General features: G+C 30.4%; 13 protein-coding genes. All 13 read right to left on the reverse strand.

Features of this window, described 5'->3' with window-relative positions; all coding sequences use genetic code 11:
* Positions 1-157: 157 nt before the first annotated feature.
* The gene (locus ACK2WN_RS10215; RefSeq protein ID WP_416155501.1) at positions 158-526 is read right to left on the reverse strand and encodes a C-GCAxxG-C-C family (seleno)protein; all 369 of its coding nucleotides are present in this window, start codon (positions 524-526) and stop codon (positions 158-160) included.
* A gap of 75 nt (positions 527-601) precedes the next feature.
* The gene (locus ACK2WN_RS10220; RefSeq protein WP_416155502.1) at positions 602-4,858 is read right to left on the reverse strand and encodes an acyl-CoA dehydratase activase-related protein; all 4,257 of its coding nucleotides are present in this window, start codon (positions 4,856-4,858) and stop codon (positions 602-604) included.
* A 285-nt stretch (positions 4,859-5,143) separates the two neighbouring features.
* Positions 5,144-6,298, reverse strand: coding sequence for a hypothetical protein (locus tag ACK2WN_RS10225; protein ID WP_416155503.1), 1,155 nt, complete (start codon positions 6,296-6,298; stop codon positions 5,144-5,146).
* Positions 6,299-7,040: 742 nt separating this feature from the next.
* Complete coding sequence (gap, locus tag ACK2WN_RS10230) at positions 7,041-8,054, reverse strand: type I glyceraldehyde-3-phosphate dehydrogenase (protein ID WP_300527909.1); 1,014 nt, start codon at positions 8,052-8,054, stop codon at positions 7,041-7,043.
* Between the two features lie 381 nt (positions 8,055-8,435).
* The gene (locus ACK2WN_RS10235; RefSeq protein WP_416155504.1) at positions 8,436-9,077 is read right to left on the reverse strand and encodes a YitT family protein; all 642 of its coding nucleotides are present in this window, start codon (positions 9,075-9,077) and stop codon (positions 8,436-8,438) included.
* A gap of 390 nt (positions 9,078-9,467) precedes the next feature.
* A complete protein-coding gene (locus tag ACK2WN_RS10240) occupies positions 9,468-10,307 on the reverse strand; it encodes a YihY/virulence factor BrkB family protein (protein ID WP_300527914.1) in 840 nt (279 codons plus the stop codon).
* Between the two features lie 21 nt (positions 10,308-10,328).
* Positions 10,329-10,679, reverse strand: a complete 351-nt coding sequence (locus tag ACK2WN_RS10245) for a DUF6483 family protein (protein ID WP_118548407.1) — start codon at positions 10,677-10,679, stop codon at positions 10,329-10,331.
* 152 nt (positions 10,680-10,831) lie between these two features.
* Complete coding sequence (locus ACK2WN_RS10250; protein WP_416155505.1) at positions 10,832-14,083, reverse strand: FtsX-like permease family protein; 3,252 nt, start codon at positions 14,081-14,083, stop codon at positions 10,832-10,834.
* Complete coding sequence (locus tag ACK2WN_RS10255; RefSeq protein ID WP_416155506.1) at positions 14,083-14,787, reverse strand: ABC transporter ATP-binding protein; 705 nt, start codon at positions 14,785-14,787, stop codon at positions 14,083-14,085. Before ACK2WN_RS10255 ends, ACK2WN_RS10250 begins: the two co-directional genes overlap by 1 nt.
* Before the next feature lie 154 nt (positions 14,788-14,941).
* Positions 14,942-16,342: a peptide MFS transporter gene (locus ACK2WN_RS10260; protein WP_416155507.1), complete on the reverse strand. Its 1,401-nt coding sequence runs from the start codon at positions 16,340-16,342 to the stop codon at positions 14,942-14,944.
* A gap of 536 nt (positions 16,343-16,878) precedes the next feature.
* Positions 16,879-17,421, reverse strand: coding sequence for an NADH peroxidase (locus ACK2WN_RS10265; protein ID WP_300527926.1), 543 nt, complete (start codon positions 17,419-17,421; stop codon positions 16,879-16,881).
* Between the two features lie 129 nt (positions 17,422-17,550).
* Positions 17,551-17,703 (reverse strand): hypothetical protein, encoded by a 153-nt coding sequence (locus tag ACK2WN_RS10270; RefSeq protein ID WP_416155508.1) that lies wholly within the window; start codon positions 17,701-17,703, stop codon positions 17,551-17,553.
* Between the two features lie 272 nt (positions 17,704-17,975).
* Entirely contained in the window at positions 17,976-19,388 is a 1,413-nt protein-coding gene (locus ACK2WN_RS10275) for an RNA-guided endonuclease TnpB family protein (protein WP_416155509.1), read from the reverse strand.
* Positions 19,389-19,678: the final 290 nt, after the last annotated feature.

Here is a 19,678-nt window from a genome sequence, read left to right on the forward strand (position 1 = left end):
CGCCTATGCTTCGCAGCACAAACCTTGCAAGTCGCTATCAAGTTCGTCGGTAGCTACGCCTTTTATGGACTTTCACCACAGATTAATAGCATGCCCGTCATACTAAAAAGGGACTACCGCAAATCATTGCAATAGTCCCTCAATTCTTTATTCGATTTTATAAATCCTGTTTTAAAACTTCTTTAACAACTTCGTAGCTTACATCCATTATTTCAGCACAAGTAACTTTGTTTGCTTTTAATTCTTTACACATATGTGTTCCGTATCTAGCATCTATTTCTTTCATAAACTTCTGAACGTATCTTTTTGCTATCATTTTGTCCCCAGTAGAATCATCTCTACCTTTTACGTCCCCTATTATTATAGCAGCTGCATTTACAGCACCACATATGCTTCCAACACCACATCCACCGCCAAGAGCAGTACATACTCTTACTGGTATAGATGCGTTAAACTCTTCGTTATATGCTATTATAAGTGATTCAGCACAGTTGTATCCCTGTTTATATATTTCTGATGGTTTCATTTATCTTTCCTCTCCCCTAATTTAATTTTTCCAAAGTTTATTATATTATAAGGAAAGGCAAGTATCAAGTGTGTTTTATTTACTCTGCTTGATTTCAGTAAATGCTTTTGAAAGCATAAGTTTTATTCTATTTAGCTGGTTTACAGCACTTGCAGATGGATCGTAGTCTATCGGAATTATGTTTGCTTTAGGGAATTGTCTTTTCATTTCTTTTATAACTCCCTTTCCTATTATATGGTTAGGTAAGCATCCAAAAGGCTGCATACAGATTATATTGTCTACTCCATTTTCTATAAGTTCTAGCATTTCTGCAGGTAGTAACCAACCTTCACCAGTCTGATTTCCAGATGATACTACTCTTTCTACGTCTTTAGCCATTTCACCAATCGGTTTTATTCCACTAAATCTTTTGCTCTTTGTAAGTGCATCATTGTAAACTTTTTGGTATCTTTCTACAATTTTTATGAATAATTTACCCATAAATTCAGTAGATTTTTTGCCTTCTAAGTTTTTATGTTTATATATAGTGTTTTGAGCACAAGCCATGAAGAAGTTCATAAGTTCTGGTACTACTGCTTCTGCTCCTTCTCTTTCAAGAATTCCTATTAAGTCGTTATTAGCTATTGGGTGGAATTTAACCAGTATTTCCCCAACTAGTCCAACTCTAGGTTTTTTAATATCTACTATTTCTAAATTATCAAATTCGTCTACTATATCGTATACATTCTGTTTAAATTCTTTAAACTTAGGTTTTTTAAGAGCTTCTATACATTTATTTCTCCATTTTTCATGAAGTGCATTTGTACTTCCTTTTACTTTTTCGTAAGGTCTAACTCTTGTCACAACTTTCATAAGTAAGTCACCATAGACAACTCCCATTAGAAGTCTTAGTCCCATAGCTATACTCATGCTTTCTTTGATACCGCTCCGTTCTATACCGTTTACACTAAGTGCAATAACAGGTATATTTCCAAATCCTGCATCGTGAAGTCCTTTTCTTAAAAATCCTATGTAGTTTGTCGCTCTACATCCACCACCTGTTTGAGTAATTGCAACAGATGTGTTTTCTAAATCGTATTTGCCAGATTTTAGTGCGTGTATAAGCTGACCTACAACTATTATCGCAGGGAAACAAGCATCGTTGTTTACATATTTAAGCCCTTCTTCTATGATATCTTGACTGTAGTCTTTTAGTATTTCTACTTTTATACCACTCTGATTCATAGCAGCTTCAATAAAATCAAACTGCATTGGAGCCATCTGAGGAGCTAGTATTGTTCTTTCTTTAGTTATTTTATTATTTTTAGCGTATTGTATTTTCTTTGGTTCTATTTCACTAGATTTTATTCCATTTGCTTCTCTTTCTTCCATCGCAGCTTTTAGAGATCTTATTCTTATTTTTGCTGCACCTAAGTTATTACCTTCGTCGATTTTTAGAAGTGTGTATATTTTATCTTTTTCATCTAGTATTTCTTTTACCTGGTCTGTTGTTACAGCATCAAGTCCACATCCAAATGAGTTTAACTGTACAAGTTCAAGGTTATCATGCTCTCTTACAAATGTAGCTGCTTTGTAAAGTCTTGAATGGTAAACCCACTGGTCTACTACTCTCAAAGGTCTTTCAATTTTAGCTAGGTGAGATATTGAATCCTCTGTTAAAACAGCCATGTTTAGAGAGTTTATAAGTTCTGGCATACCATGGTTTATTTCAGGATCTATATGGTATGGTCTACCTGATAGCACTATTCCCTTTTTACCAGTTCTATCAAGGTATTCTAATGCCTTTTCACCCTGTTCTCTTATTTCATCTTTGAATGATTTTTCTTCTGATGTAGCTTTATCCACAGCTTCATTTATTTCTTTAACTGTTATATCGCTGTAGTATTTAGATAATACTTCATACATTCTCTTTTTAAGTTTTTCTTTGTCGTTAATACTTATAAATGGTTTTATGTATGTTATATTGTTTTCTCTTATACTATCGACGTTGTTTTTTATTACTTCTGAGTAAGATACAACAACTGGGCAGTTGTAGTAGTTGTCTGCTGTATTATCTTCTTTGTTTTCGTTTGTTACACATGGATAGAATATTGTTTTTATTCCTTTATCTATTAAAGACTCTATGTGTCCATGTACTAGTTTTGCTGGGTAGCAAACTGTATCAGATGCTATACTAGTTATCCCTCTTTCATATATCTTTTTAGATGATCTAGGTGATAGTACAACTCTAAATCCTAGCTCATTGAAGAATGTAAACCAGAACGGGTAATCTTCGTACATATTAAGTACTCTAGGTATACCTATTTCTCCACGTCTTGCTTCTTCTTCTGATAGAGGCTTATAGTTGAATATTCTATCGTATTTATATTTATATAGGTTTATACTTTCTTTTTCTGTGTCATTTTGTACTCCGCTATAAAGAGCTTCTCCTCTTTCACATCTGTTTCCTGATACAAATGCTTCATCTTCTGAGAATCTATTTATTGTAAGTAGGCAGTGATTTGAACACCCTTTACATCTAGTTACTTCAGCCTGAACGTGAAGTAAGTCTAATTCATCCGCTTTTAGCATTTTTGTAGTTCTTTCTGGGTTATATTTTTCTTTAGCAACTAATGCCGCACCAAAAGCACCCATCAATCCTGCAATGTTTGGTCTTATTACTTCCTTGCCAATCATCTTTTCAAATGCTCTAAGCACTAAGTCATTGTAGAATGTTCCACCCTGTACTACTATATGTTCTCCTATTTCATTTAGGTCTTTCATTTTTATAACTTTAAATAATGCATTTTTTATTACTGAATAAGAAAGTCCTGCAGATATATCGGCTACCTCAGCACCTTCTTTTTGAGCCTGTTTTACTCTAGAGTTCATAAATACTGTACATCTTGAACCTAAGTCTACTGGCTTTTTAGAATATATCCCCTCTTTCGCAAATTCTTTTATATCCATTGATAGTGATTTGGCGAATGTTTCCAGGAATGATCCACATCCAGAAGAACAAGCTTCATTTAATATTATACTTTCTATTACTCCATTTTTTATTTTTAGACATTTCATATCCTGACCACCGATATCAAGTATGAAGTCTACATCTTTGTTAAAGAATTTAGCTGCCTTGTAGTGTGCTATAGTTTCTATTTCACCAAAATCTAGTTTTAATGCTCTTTTTATAAGCGCCTCTCCGTATCCCGTCGAAGTAGATGCTACTATTTTACAGTTTTCTGGTAATAAGCTGTATATTTCTTTAACTATTTTTACAGTTGTTTTTAAAGGGTTTCCTTCATTACTAGAGTAGTATGAATATAATAATTCACCATTTTCTCCTATAAGGGTAGCCTTTGTAGTTGTAGATCCTGCATCTATCCCAAGGAAACAGTTTCCACTGTATTTATTTATATCGTATTTTTCTACGTTGTTTACATTGTGTTTTTCTAAAAATTCCCTATAATCGTCCTCATCTTTAAATAAAGGCTCTAATAAATTTACATTCCCATCGTCTATTGTTTTTATTGAGTTTAATTTGTCTAATATTGATTTTAAAGATACTTCTTTCTCTTCCTCTGCTAATAGTGCAGCTCCTATAGCTATATATAGCTGAGCATTTTCCGGGAATATTATATGCTCGTCGTCTAAGTTTAATACATTTTTAAATGCCTGTCTTAGTTCTGATAGGAAGTATAATGGTCCCCCTAAAAAAGCTACATTCCCTTCTATTTTTCTACCACATGATAGTACACTTACTGTCTGAACAACTACAGCATTAAATATACTCATGGCTATGTTTGTTTTTTTAGCACCATCATTTATAAGTGGCTGTATATCTGTTTTTGCAAATACACCACATCTAGATGCTATAGGGTATATAGTATCGTAATCTTTAGCAAGCTCATTTAGTCCTGCTGCATCAGTTTTTAAAAGAGTTGCCATCTGGTCTATAAATGCACCTGTACCTCCTGCACAGATACCATTCATCCTCTGATCTATTCCCCCTGTTATATAGGTAACTTTGGCATCTTCTCCACCAAGTTCCACTACGACATCTGTTTCTGGATGGTAGTATTCTATAGATTTTGTACTAGAGATAACTTCCTGCACAAATTTAATACCTAATTTTTTAGATACTCCTATCCCTCCTGATCCAGTTATTATAATTTTTATATTTGCATCTCCTATTATTTTATAAACGTCGTTTAAAACTTCTACTATGGATTTTTTGACATCGGAATAATGTCTCTGATATTTTTTGAATAGTATATTGTTTTCCCCGTCAAGGAGAACAATTTTAACTGTTGTCGAGCCGACATCAACACCAACCTTATATTCCTTATCCATTGCTCCTCCTCCTTGTTTAAAATTCCTCATCAACATACTCTAAAATATTGAAAACTAAACTTTTACTATGCTTTACATTGTAACACATTAGCAAATTTTTATCACGTTAAATTAATTACAAATACCAACAATTTTTCTTGTTTTTTAATCTATCAATTTTATACTATTTTATAAAAATAGCCTCCGTAGATGGAGGCATTTTTGTTAAAAAAATAAGATAGAACCTTAGTAATCTAAGGCTCTATCTATTAAAGTATAAACTTTTATTTACTTATTAATCTTGTACTATCCAACTAGCATGAAGATTAGATGTGCCGCTATACCTGCGCAAAGACCACCGATTGTATGTGATAATATCGCTTTACTTGCTAATGGTCTAGCATCTAATGCATCCATCATACCTATATGAGTACTTAAGTATCCTGACCAGCACATACCCATTGCTGTGAATACTGCTATATCGTTAGGTGTTACAACACCATTTTTGATAAATTCTGGAACTAGTGACATTGCTGCACCAACTGCTCCTAATGAAGTTATAGGGAATGCTATAGCTTCTGCTGATTTAAATCCGAATAGAGGTTCTATTATGAATTTAATTTTTTCACCTATTAATGGTAGTAACCGTACACCTTCGTATGCTGCACCTGTGTAAGTACCGTCTGCAGATGGTCCGAATGTTAACATCATAACCATTGTACAAACTATTAAAACCCCTGGTATTATTGCCATACCCATGTCAACACCAAGTTTACCACCTTCAAGCATTGCATCTAATACTCTCTGGAATAAGTTACCTTCTCTTATTTCTCTGAATTCGCCTTCACCGTCAGATAAAACTTCTCCTACCTGATCATTAGCGTGTTCACCATAATATTTTTTAGTCTGTATTAACATAAGTCTAACAGATATTATAGAACCTATTATAGCACCTAAGTTACCTATTAATGCTGGTAACATGAATTCATCACCCTGTGCCATCATGAATGTTGTAACTATAAGACCCATACCAAATGCTGTACCTAAGTTACAAAGAGCAGGTGTCTGATATTTTTTAAAGTACTGTGTGAATGATTTATCTTTTGCGAAAGATATTATAGCTGGGTTATCTGATAGATAAGTAGCTACTGCTCCAGTTATACTTGCACCTGGTAAACCATAAACTGGTTTCATTATCGGTGCGAATATCTTATTGATTAATGCTATAACACCAAATTCTGATAATAGTGCACTTAGAGCTCCTGCTAAAACTGCTAGTGCCATTATTAAGAATACTGTCTGTAGTAATAAGTCATGAGCTGTTGCCATCATTGTTTTGAACATTAGCCCAACTCCCATTACTCTACCTATTCCACCAAATATTAATAGTAGAACTGCTAAGAATACAAATGTTTCAGTGCTGACTGCTTTTACTCTTTTTTTGCCTTCTGCTGCTTCCATTTTGTCTCTTCCTTTCTGATAATCCATATAAATTTTTATTTATTTCTTAAATATATTATACTTTCATTTTATCTATTTTGCAACTCAAATTGTTTAACTTTTATCATTGTAAAATTCTGTCTTTTTAGATAACTGCAATATTTTATGCTCAAACTTACAACTTCATTCATTTTTCATATATGCATAAAAACCTTGAATTCCCTACAACAAGCGACTTGTATAGTTGTTTCAAGTTGTTTCTTTTTGCAACTTTTTTTAAGATTTTGATGTCTTCTCATTCATTTTTTGTATTTTATCAATAACAAAATTGTATTAATATTTTTTAATTTTTTTACTCAAGAAAAGGTTTTTATAGCTTATTTTTTTGTATTTTATTTATTTTTTTCTTTTTTTATAGTTAATTTATCTTTTTTTAATAATTTAAAAGAATGTTTATTACTGTATTTTACTAATTTTAATCATATCTTTTCTTTATAAATTTCAATATTTAGTAACAACATCAGTAACAACTTACACTTCTTATAACTTTTTATCAATGTCTAGTTAGTATGTATATTTTCAATTCTAAAAAATATTTTTACCACATTTTTTTCATTTATTTATGTAAACAAAAAAAATAACGGAACTTTCAAAGTACCGTTATCTCTTTTTTAACCCTTATTAAACACAATATATAAATACTGTGATATTTTTTATACAATTACATCTTATATACACTTTATAATATAAAACTTGCTCTATCTTATAATGATTTAGCTACGTATTTTACTAAATCTACAGTTCTTGCTGAATATCCCCATTCATTGTCATACCAAGAAAGTATTTTGAACATTTTATCTCCCATTGATAGTGTAGATAATCCATCTACTATAGAAGATCTTTCGTCACCTTTGTAGTCTACAGATACTAATGGTTCTTCACTGTATCCTAATATACCCTTCATAGAGCCTTCAGAAGCTTCTTTAAATGCTGCGTTTATTTCTTCTACTGTAGCTGGTTTTTTAAGCTCACAAACTAAATCAACAAGTGATACAGTAGGAGTAGGTACTCTAAGTGCAAATCCATTTAATTTTCCTTCTAACTGTGGTAATACTTTAGATACAGCTTTTGCAGCTCCTGTTGTAGTAGGTATTATAGATTCCCCTGCTGCTCTTGCTCTTCTTAAGTCTTTGTGAGTTTTGTCTAATATTCTCTGGTCATTTGTATAAGCATGTACAGTTGTCATTAATCCTTTTTCTATACCAAATTTGTCGTCAAGAACTTTAGCAAATGGTGCTAAGCAGTTAGTAGTACATGATGCATTAGATATTATATGATGATTTGCTGGATCATAGTCTTCTTCATTAACACCCATAACTATTGTAACGTCTTCATTTTTACCTGGTGCAGTTATTATAACTTTTTTAGCTCCAGCTTTTATATGTTTAGATGCTTTTTCTCTATCTTTGAATATACCAGTTGATTCTACTACTATATCAACGCCTAATTCTCCCCAAGGTATATCTTCTGGATCATTGCATCTGAATATTTTAATTTCTTTACCATTTACTTCCATAACGTTTTCCCCAGCTACAGAAGCTTCCCCATTAAACTTACCATAGCATGAATCGTATTTAAATAAATGAACTAATGTTTCAGTGTTTGCTCTAGCATTTAATGCTACTATTTCTATATCGTCTCCAAATTCAGTCTGAGCTAATCTTAAAACTGCTCTCCCTATTCTTCCGAATCCATTTAAACCTACTTTAATTGACATTTATACGTCCTCCCTATATACAATAAAAGTTTTAAATTTAATATGTTGAATTATTATGTCTTATTACATTAATCAGTATACACTATTCATCTTATTTATTCAACACTTTTTAATGTTAATTTATTATTTATGTTCTATACTTTTATTTATTGTATATTAATATGCTTTTTTTCTTTATAAAAGGTATTAATAAATACTATTTAGCAAAAAAATACCATACTTTTTATAGAAATCTGGCATAAATTTTTAATATATTTAATTTGACAACAAAAAAAGAGGTTTTATTTTACAATAAAACCTCTTTTGCATTATGATTTATATATATTTAATCTATTAAACTATATCCGTTTAATTTGTTTTAGTAACTTAATCAATAGTACTTTAAACAGCATGCACTCCCGCTGGTATATTTGTTTTTTCAACTTCAACTCTATTAGTTCTACCTAATCCGTATATAAAGTCGATTGTTTTACCACTTATTAGAACAGCTACTATTGAATATACTAACTGAACTGCTGGTATGTAACTCACTGAAAGTAAAAGTACTACACCGTCTGTTATCAAGTACACTGTACTTAATTTTAATGATGTTACTTTTGAAATTATCATTGCTAAGGCGTCGTCGCCCCCTGAAGCACAACCTACTCTCATCATTATTCCACAGCCTACACCAACTGATAAACCACCTAAAACAGCTGATGCAAACATTCCCATCTGAGGAAGTAGTGGTCCTACAGTTTCAAATATATCATATAAAACTGAAAATCCTACAGATGCTCCTACTGAGTATACAAAGAATTTTTTACCAAACATTTTGAATCCCATTATTAATAAAGCTATATCTAGTATTGCTCCTGCTATGGAAACATCAAATCCAAATATGTTTTTTAATAGTAAAGTTATCCCTAATACTCCTCCTTCTGTAATACTGTTTAAATAGTAGAAGTTGTAAACTCCAAATGCTAATATTGTCGATCCTATTAGTATTAAAGATATGTCCTTTAAAGATCGCCTGTCACACATAATATCCCTTCCTTTTCTTTTTGTTACCACAATTATAAACAATAAAAAAAGTAAAGTAAAGCTTAATTTTTCGAATTAAAATTTAAGAGTCGCTTGTTAAATTTCAAGCAGCTCTTTTTCGATTTTTTTATTTATTTTTTCATAACACCAACCAAAATGTAGTAATTTCAATGCGTGTATCGTTTTCTCATTTGCGTTTTGTTTTTATTAATTATGTATTTTCTTAGTATTAATAAACAGTGAGTTTTTATTAATTTTTTTCTAGTTTAGAAATAATAAACAATTGCTATTTTTTGCACTTTGTTTAGTTATACTGACTTTTATCTTTATATTAACTTAAATCGAATTTATAAAATGTATACTAAAATAAGTTCAAAGCATTGAAATCACTTATTTAGAAGTTATTTCAAGTCTTCTTTTCCGTCTTCTGTATAGTCTTGCATTTATTTCGTACCCAATAACGATAACCCAACTACTGAAATAAAGCCATGTTAGTAACACTATAATCTCCCGGAAGCTTCCATATATGGCGCTGTAGTTAGAAAAGTTATTAGTATAGAATGAATATAAATAAGACATTAAGAACCATCCAAAAGTTGCAAATATTGCCCCTGGTGCTACTCTTTTAGCTGATAGATTTATATTAGGTGTGTATTTGTATAATAAAGTAAACACAATTATAGTTGCAACGGTACCAACAGCATATCTGGTTATGTTCCAAAGATTGAAGAATACCTTGTCAAACCCCAAGTAACTAAATATAACAACACCTATTTTCTCACCATATACCAACAAAATCATAGATGTAAATATAAGTACTAAAAGCATTAGTGTAAATATCATCGATATCATCATTACTTTTAAGAATGATCTTGTTTCAGGCGAATAGAATGCTGCGTTCATTCCCTTTATAAGTGCTTTAACCGCTCTAGAAAAAGTCCACATAGTCAAACAAAAGCTGACTATCATATAATGTGTATTCCTTTTTTCTACAGCAGATTTTATAACCAAATCCACAAATCCTATTGCTTTTACAGGTACAACTTGCTCTATCATATCTACATACTTTGTAATTTGTAATACTGGTACATACGCAACAGTAGATACTGTAAACATTAAAAATGGAAATATTGACATTGTAAGGAAGAATGCTACCTCTGCTGCCTTAGAGCTAAGTCTGCTGTAATTCAACTTTGCAAATATATGATTTATTTTTTTTCTATCTAACATAGATAACCTCTCCATTCAAATTTAGGCTAGACCCATAATTTCTCTAAAGTCCATTACTCCTGTAGTTACCTCACTTCTATCAAAATTAGCTTCTGCTAACTCCTCATCAGATTTTTCCATAACCATAGTGTAGAATTCTATAGCTATGTACTGTAAATTTTCTGTAGGGTTATTTTCTGCTCTATCAAAAAGGAATTCCTCGGCTTCATTTATTTTATTTTCAAAAACTAATCTCTTTAGAGTTATAAGGAATATTTCCTCATCCGGATCATATACAACATCCATATCTACATAGTCGCTGTATTTTTTGCCAAGCAACATCTTTGCGATCTGTTTTTTTATAGTATTTATAACCTCGTCTATTATTGGCATTTTTACCACCTCGTTTTTATTTTTATTTTAAATTTAAAAAGATAAAGTTGATTGCTAAAAACAATCAACTTTATTTATTCTTTTTATTATATTGTATCTTTTATCCGTTATATAGTCTATATCTTTTTAAGAGTTATTCTATTGTGGATATATTAATCTACTGATTTTAGAGATTCAACCATTTCAACCTTCTTTAGTTTTTTATTCATTACAAGGTTTACTATTGTTCCCATAACTATAGTAAGTACAAACGCTGCTGCATAGCTAAGTGGATTTATAAGTCGTCCAAACATCATATTTTCAACTTCTACTGTTACCATTATAAACTGATGAAGTATTACCCCTAGTCCAAGTCCTACAACAGCACCGATCAATGTAAGTATTACATTTTCTCTATAGATATACGCAGATACCTCTTTGTCGTAGAATCCAAGTACTTTTATAGTAGCTATTTCTCTTATTCTTTCTGAAATATTTACATTACTTAAATTGTAAAGCACTACAAACGCCAAAGCTCCTGCAGATACTATCATAAGTAATACTACATAGTTTAGAGATTTTATAGTATCTGAGAATCCATCTTTAATACCAGTAGTAAATACTGTTCCATTAGCACAAGTAGAGTCTATTATTTTGCTTGCCATCTTGTCTTCTTGATCTAGAGTCACACTATCATCAAGTACTCCATAAACTCTATTGCTATCTGCATTTCTATTAAATAATGCTTTATAGTAATCGTTAGTCATATAGATATAGTGATTTACATAGTTTTCCGTAATTCCAGAAATTACCGCATCAGCACTTACATCATTTTCATTTAAGATTTTAACTTTATCTCCTACCTTCGCATCTAAGTTTCTAGCTGCTTTTTCTGAGATAACAATTCCTTTGTTGTCTAGTTTTATAGGTGTATGAGATTTTCTATCTCTTAAATCTATAAAGTTTTTAAATGTGTTTTTATTTTCTGGTATTACAACCGTTACTTCTTTTTCTTTATTGTTTATCATTACCTTTGCGTTCTGATTGTGGAACATTCCTATTTCTTTGACACCTTTTTCATTTGAAATAAGTGATTTTAAATATTCTACGTCCTCTGTTTTTTCATCTGAGTCATAACTAGCAGTCATACTGTATTTATTTAATTCTCCAAACTGTACATCTACTATCATCTGAATTGAATCTCTTATACCAAATCCAGTAAGGATAAGCGCTGTACAACCAGATATACCTAATACAGTCATAAGGAATCTCTTCTTATATCTGAATATATTTCTAAGAGTTACTTTCCAAATAAATCCTATCTTATTCCAGATAAATCCTATTCTTTCTAAAAGTATTCTCTTACCGTTCTTTGGTGCTTTAGGTCGCATAAGTATAGCTGGAGCTTCTATTAATTCTCTTCTACAAGCTGCAAATGCTGCAAATGTAGTTACAAATATTGATGTAGCTATTGATAGTACTGTTATAAAGAAATCTGTTCTAAGCTCGACCTTTGGCACTGTGTACATAATAGCATATGCATTGTATATTATTGTAGGGAATAGTGTATATCCAACTACTAGTCCAATTATAGAACCTATTGCACTTGCAGACATAGCATATACTATGTATTTCTTAGCTATCATTCCTGGAGTGTATCCAAGTCCTTTTAGTGTTCCTATGTTTATTCTCTGTTCATCTACCATTCTAGTCATTGTAGTAAGTGCTACAAGTGCTGCAACTAGTACAAAGAATACTGGGAATATTCCAGCTAATGCATCTATACTATCCGCACATCCACCGTATTCAGCCGCAGAGTACTGTTTATCTCTGTTTAGTACATACCATTCCGGCTTTTCAATTTTCTTTATCTCATCTTCTGCTTCTTTTAAATCTTTTTCTGCCTTTTTAAACTCGTCTTTAGCTTCATTTTTTGCCTTTTCAAGTTCTTTTTCACTATCTACTAGTTTCTTTTCATTTTTAGCTATCTCTTCCTCTGCTTTTTTAAACTCCTTTTGAGCTTTTTCTTCCATAGTATAAAGCTTAGATCTTTCAGTTTTTATCTTTCTTTGATTTCTATCTAATTCAGCTTTTGTCCGAGCTAGTTTTCTTTCTCCTGATTTTATCTGATTTTTTATGCTTTGAATCTTAGCATATCCTGCATTGTACTGCCCTTCAAGTGATGAAAGCTTTTCTTTATATGCTGATATTGTCCGAGTAAGTGTAGCTTTTTCTTCCTCTGATATATCAGGCTTTCCAAGCTGTGATTCTAATCCTGATATATTAGATTTTAAAGAATCTATATTGCTTTTTAGAGGTGCAAGCTGACTTTCGGCACTGCTTATTTGAGAATTTGCCCGTTGTTTTTTAGACTCAAACTCTTTTTTTGCGGCTTCATACTGCTTTCTTCCACTCTTTAATTGAGCTTCTGCAGAGTCTAATTGTTTAAATCCGTCTTTTATCTGTTTTTTTGTTTCTGCTTTTTTAGTTTTTAATTCTTGTTTTCCGTCTTTTATTTTCTGCTTACCGTCTTTTAATTCTTTTTCGACTTTGTTTATTTTATCTTCTGTTTCTTTTTTCTTATCGTTATATTCTTTTTTTGCTTTATTTAGCTCATCTGTAGCTTCTCCAACAACTTCATTGTATCTATGTTCAATTCTTTCATCTGTTATTTTATCAATTTGGTCTTCTGTTTTTTTAACGGTATCTTTGTAATCCTGATAGAATGATGTTTGCTCCTTTGCTCCTTTTGCTGTTATATACATCTCTGTATAAGCCTCAGTTTTAAAATCATCTTGAGGAACAATCATTATTCCGTCCACACTTCCTGATCCTATTGAAGAATTTCCAAACTCATATGATAGATAGTATGGTGTTTCTACTAGACCTACTATTTTATAGTTATCCTTTTTTAGATTTTCACTCAATTTATCTTCGGTACCAGATTTTATCTTTAGAGTTTTTCCTATTTTCAAATTAAGATGGTCGTATTTTGGCTTTAATACAACACATTCACCTGAGTTTTTAGGAAGTCTTCCCTTTATCAATTTTACTCTGTTTATATAGTCCTTGTTGTCATTAGATAAATCATCTGTAGGAAGAGCATGAACTTTTAATACTCTATCCTGGTCTTTTACATTGGTTATAACGTCCATAGAATAAGTTGGAAATACCCCTTCTACGGTATCTAGCTTCTTAATAGCATCTACATCGTCATCAGTTAAACCAAGCGTAGATATTACCTCTACATCCATGAAGTTATAATCATCATAATAATTATCAACTGTATTTCTCATTACCATAGGAGATACTTTTATTCCTGAAAAGAATGCAACTCCTAAGGCAACAATAAGCATTATTGAGAAATATCTTCCTTTGGATTTTAAAATATCCCTTAATATATCTTTATTAAGTGCCTTTTTCATTACCATTCAATCCTTTCTATTGGAACAGGATTTTCATTTTCAGTAATACTTTCAATCATTCCATTTTTTACTTTTATTACTTTATCGCCCATAGGAGTTATTGCCGAGTTGTGGGTAATAATTATAACTGTCATACCCATTTCCCTACAAGTTCTTTGTAATAACTTTAATATTGCCTTACCAGTGTTGTAGTCTAGCGCTCCTGTTGGCTCGTCGCAAAGAAGTAGCTTTGGATTTTTTGCAAGTGCTCTAGCTATTGCAACCCTTTGTTGTTCTCCTCCTGATAACTGAGCTGGGAAATTGTCTTTTCTATTTTCAAGACCAACTTCCTTCATTATATCGTCTATATCTAGTGGATTTTCACATATCTGAGTTGCAAGTTCTACATTTTCTTTAGCTGTAAGGTTCTGAACAAGATTATAGAACTGGAAAACAAATCCAATATCGTATCTTCTATAAGTTATAAGATCTCTATCGCTATAATTATCTATTCTTTTTCCGTCTACAATAATTTGTCCCGATGTTGCAGTATCCATTCCACCTAATATATTTAAAATTGTACTCTTACCAGCACCACTTGCCCCAACTATTACAACACATTCTCCTTTATCAACAGAGAAGTTTACACCATTAAGTGCGGCAATTTCTACCTCACCCATTTTATATATCTTTTTAACATCTTTGAATTCTATATATTTAGTCATTTTTCTTACCTCTGTTACAAAATTTATCTTTAAAATAATTATAGCATAAAGCAAATATAAATAATACAACGTTACTTTACAAAAAAATAGAAGGAATTACACAATAATTCTGTAATTCCTTCTGTTAATAAACTTTATATAAATTATTTATATTTTAGGCTTCTCCTATTTCATCAAGAGCCATTAATTTAACAATGCCTTTTCTTAGTACGAATAGCATTAATGCAAATATTATTAATACAATTGATATTGTTGCAAATATCTGAATATATCCCATACTTTCAGTAAGACCTGCTATTTTACCAGATATTAAGTTTGCAAAGCAGTTGCTTAAATACCAAGCACCCATTGCAAGTGATCCGTATCTTACAGGAGCTAATTTATTAAACATAGCCATACCTATTGGAGATATACAAAGTTCTCCAACTGTAAGTGCTACATAAGCTATTAATACGAATACTATATTCATTTTAGCACTTCCGTCAAATACACCATTAAGAGTTTTTAATCCTACTATTAATAGTATAAATGCAGATGCTGTTAATATCATTCCTAAAGCCATTTTTGTAGGTATAGAAAGGTCTCCCTGTTTTCTATTTCCTAATTTTATCCAAAGTTTTGCCATTATAGGACCGAATACTACACAAAGTATAGAGTTGTATGCTACAAACCAAGGAACAGGTATTGTAAATCCACCAACTGTTCTATTAACTAAGTCCTTCATAAGTATAGAGAATGACATCTGAGTTTGGAACCATGCAGCCCAGAATAAAACAACAAATATAAATAATATAGCCATAGCAAATATTCTGTTTTTTTCTAATTTTGTTAATGGCTGATGAGCTGATTTTTCTGATTTTTTCTCTTTAGCTTTTTTTCTTCTATCATTTACAGGATATTTTCCAACATCTCCTAATAATTTAGGAGAACCAAATAAAACTATTAACCCTACAATTCCTATTACAACCGCATTTATAAGGAATATATATCTATATCCATAAGATAATATCTGTCCTGATGCTGATATTTCAGCACACCATTTATCAGTTATAAGACCAGCCATTATTGGTCCAAAGAATGCTCCGATATTAATAGCACTATAGAATAACGCATAAGCCGCATCTTTTCTTGTTAAGTCGTCTTTATCATATAACGAACCTACTAGCTGACTTATCTGACTTTTAAAGAATGCACTTGATATAACAAGTATTGAAAAACATCCCCATAAATTAGGTACAGATGGTTTAACAACGAATAAGGCAATATCACCTATTGCATTTACAAAACATGCTAGTATTAAAGACTTTTGAATGCCTAAATAATTATCAGTTATCCAACCACCTACTATTGAACTTAAATAACAAATAGAACTGTATATTGCTATCATAGATGATGCTTTAGCAACACTAAGACCAAGACCATTTTGTGACACATCCGCAGTTAAAAATAGTATGAATATAGAACTAAATGCGTACCCACAATATCCCTGCAATGTCATTGCTGTATTTACCAGCCATAATCCTTTTGGATGTTTCTGTTTTCCTGCATTTTCCATAATAATCCCTCACATTTTCCGAATTTTCTCTTTATTTTAACTATAAAAACCCTATTTGATGATTAAGCAAAACTCTTCTCAAAATTTATTCAATTGTATTTCATAATTATGCATAATTTTCATTAAATACTGAAAAGAAAATGTTTTCTTTCATCGTCATAATAATATCATTCTCATGAAATTATGTCTATATTTTTATTAGTTTTATTTAATATTTTTTTATTATAAATCCCTATAATTTCAAGTATTAAATCATATTTTTATTTTTTACAACAGTATTTTTTCTAATATTTTAAATTTTTCTAAAAATTATTTTTAAAAAATAATTTAATACTATTAAAATTTTATTGTATTCTTTTATTTTTTAAGAAATTTTTTTCTATAATTTTTTCTTATCATTCAATAATTTATTGTATATAATATTAATCATTATTAAAATTTTCTATATACAAATAATTAAATATAGTATAAAAAAAATAAAAAAACTGGTGCAACAAATTAGTTACACCAGTTTCTTTATATAATATTTATCAATCTTATTTGAAGTATCTGTTTAATAATCCTAAGAATGCTTTACCATGTCTAGCTTCATCTTTACACATTTCGTGAACTGTGTCATGTATAGCATCTAATCCTAGTTCTTTAGCTCTCTTAGCTAATTTTAATTTACCATCAGTTGCTCCGTATTCAGCGTCAACTCTTAACTCTAAGTTTTTCTTAGTTGATGGTTCAACTACTTCTCCTAATAATTCAGCAAATTTAGAAGCGTGTTCTGCTTCTTCGAAAGCTATTCTTTTGTAAGCTTCTGCTACTTCTGGATATCCTTCTCTATCTGCCTGTCTTGACATTGCTAAGTACATACCAACTTCTGTACATTCACCAGTAAAGTTAGCTCTTAATCCTTCAACAACTTCTTCATCTACACCTTTAGCAACACCTATTCTATGTTCGTCAGCCCATACTCTTTCTCCGCCCATTTCTTCGAATTTTTCTGGACCTACTTTACAAACTGGACATTCTGCTGGTGCAGTTTCTCCTTCATGTATATATCCACATACTGTACAAACCCATTTTTTCATAATCTTAATCCTCCATAATCTTTAATTTCTAATTTTTATATTCAAATTCTTTTTAAAGAGTTTTGTCTTATCTCTTATGGTATTTATATACCCGGTGATAAATAGCTTAAACATATTTTTTTAAAATTTTTATAAATTTTTTATAATTCTTGTTATTAGCTTAGCAAAATTAGATTTTACTCTTTCAGTTGTTTCTATTACTTCCTCATGATTTAACTTAGTTGCTGATATTCCCGCTGCCATATTTGTTATACAAGATACTGGTTCTAAAAATATATACAAATGTACTCATTTTAGATATTTCGCTCTTATTCTATCTTTTGATAGTTTTAAGTCTTGGTTGAGCCAGTTATCTCAATAAAAATTTTTATCTCGATTATCCCACAACCGTATTTTTTATTTATTTAAAGCATTTTATCTAACCCCCGTCACCGATAAAACATACCCTCTGTTTATCAACAGTTGGATAAACACAAAATATATTTGTGATTAAACAAAATATACTTTTAACCTATTTTCTTTTCTTAATTAGTATAAGTTTTATTAAATATTATTTACTTTATATCAGCAATTCTACTTTCTAGTATTTCCTTAACTTTCTTATAACTTGTAAACATCTTTATTTCTTTATCATATTTTCTATCTAAAATATTTTTACTTGCATTTATATCTGCATGAATTTCTCCACAATATTCACAAACAAATGAATCTCCATTTCTTACACCAAATCTTCCACATTTGCTACAAATTTGGCTTGTATATGCTGGATTTATATATGTAAATTCAATACTATTTAATTGTAATTTATATTCAAGTCTATCTTTTATATAGCCTTTTATCCATCTCGATAATTTTCTTTTTACAGATTTTGGATATCTGTCATCCCAATTTACAAAATCTAAATTTTCCATTACAACTTCCTTAGGCTTTTCTGATTTTATAAATTCATTGATATTTTTATTGATATAAGATTTAACTGTTTCATCGTGTTTATTTTTATTTTTCCTGTATTTTTTCTTTCCTAAATTATTTTTAAGTATGTTCTCTGCTTTCTTAGTGTTACCTTCTTCGAGGTATTTCCTTCTAAGTGCGAAAAATCTGTTTCGATTAGCATTTTTATCACTTAACCTTTCGGTTTCTTTACTTAAATAATAATTCAATTTTTCTCCATACAGATTTCCATTTGATGTTGCGAGTAAGTATCTATAACCTTTATCTATTCCTATAATATTTTCGTTGGTATTTTCCTTTGGTTTCACTTTTAATGGAATATTTATTCTCACTACATTATCTATGATTTTGATTTTAAGTATTTTGTTGTATTTATTTGAATCCCTCAATTTAATCGGTACTCTTTTTCTTGTTTCCATTGAAGATATATAAATATAATTTTCATTTGTGTTATTTTTTGAATATCTATATAAACCTGTATCTATCGAAAAAGAATTTATTTTGTTCGTATAAGGAACTTTTCCTTTATATCGCCTAGTGTATCTTTTTATTAAGTTATTCAAATATTTAATATTTAAGTTTTTACCTTCAAATTTTTTAGGAATATCAAAGTTTATATTATTTAATACGTTATAATAAAGCTTATTTGCTGATAGTATATAATTTATATAATATCTGTCATCAGTAGATAAATGTTCGTTATTATAAGCAGCAGTCCTAATTTTATTTTTTGTATTAGACCAACCAGACTTTATATTTCCAATTGCATCTTGTAATGCTAATTTCCAATATCTACCTGGCAAATCCCATTGTTCATAAAACTTTGTACTTACCCATTCATCTCTGATTTTTCGAGGTTTTTCAATGATTAAAAGACTTTTTATCCCACTATATCTTGAATATACGTAATTTTTAACATTTTTATATTCTCTTCCTATTTTTAATAGTTCTTCAATTTTATAATCATCAACTTCATAGGAATATTGTTTTACAGTTTTAGTTATTGTCTTTCCCATTTACCTCACCTCGATTCTATAACAAATTTTATTTTTCTAATTATATTATATACAAATCGAAGTTATATTATACAAATAATATAAAATATTTTTTAAGTTTTTAAATAAATAAAAAATACGGTCGTTATATCTAAAATACATCCGTATATATTTTTAGAGTGTTCAGTCGGAATCGCTAATTTCCAATCAGTTCTCTTATGAACTTCTTAATATTTCTATTAAGCACAGACTATATCACCATCTAATTTTTTAGATGCTCCCCATTTCCACCACCAATAGCTTGTGATGTA

Origin of the sequence: Peptacetobacter sp. AB800 (genome assembly GCF_047807365.1) — a bacterium.
GTDB lineage: Bacteria > Bacillota > Clostridia > Peptostreptococcales > Peptostreptococcaceae > Peptacetobacter.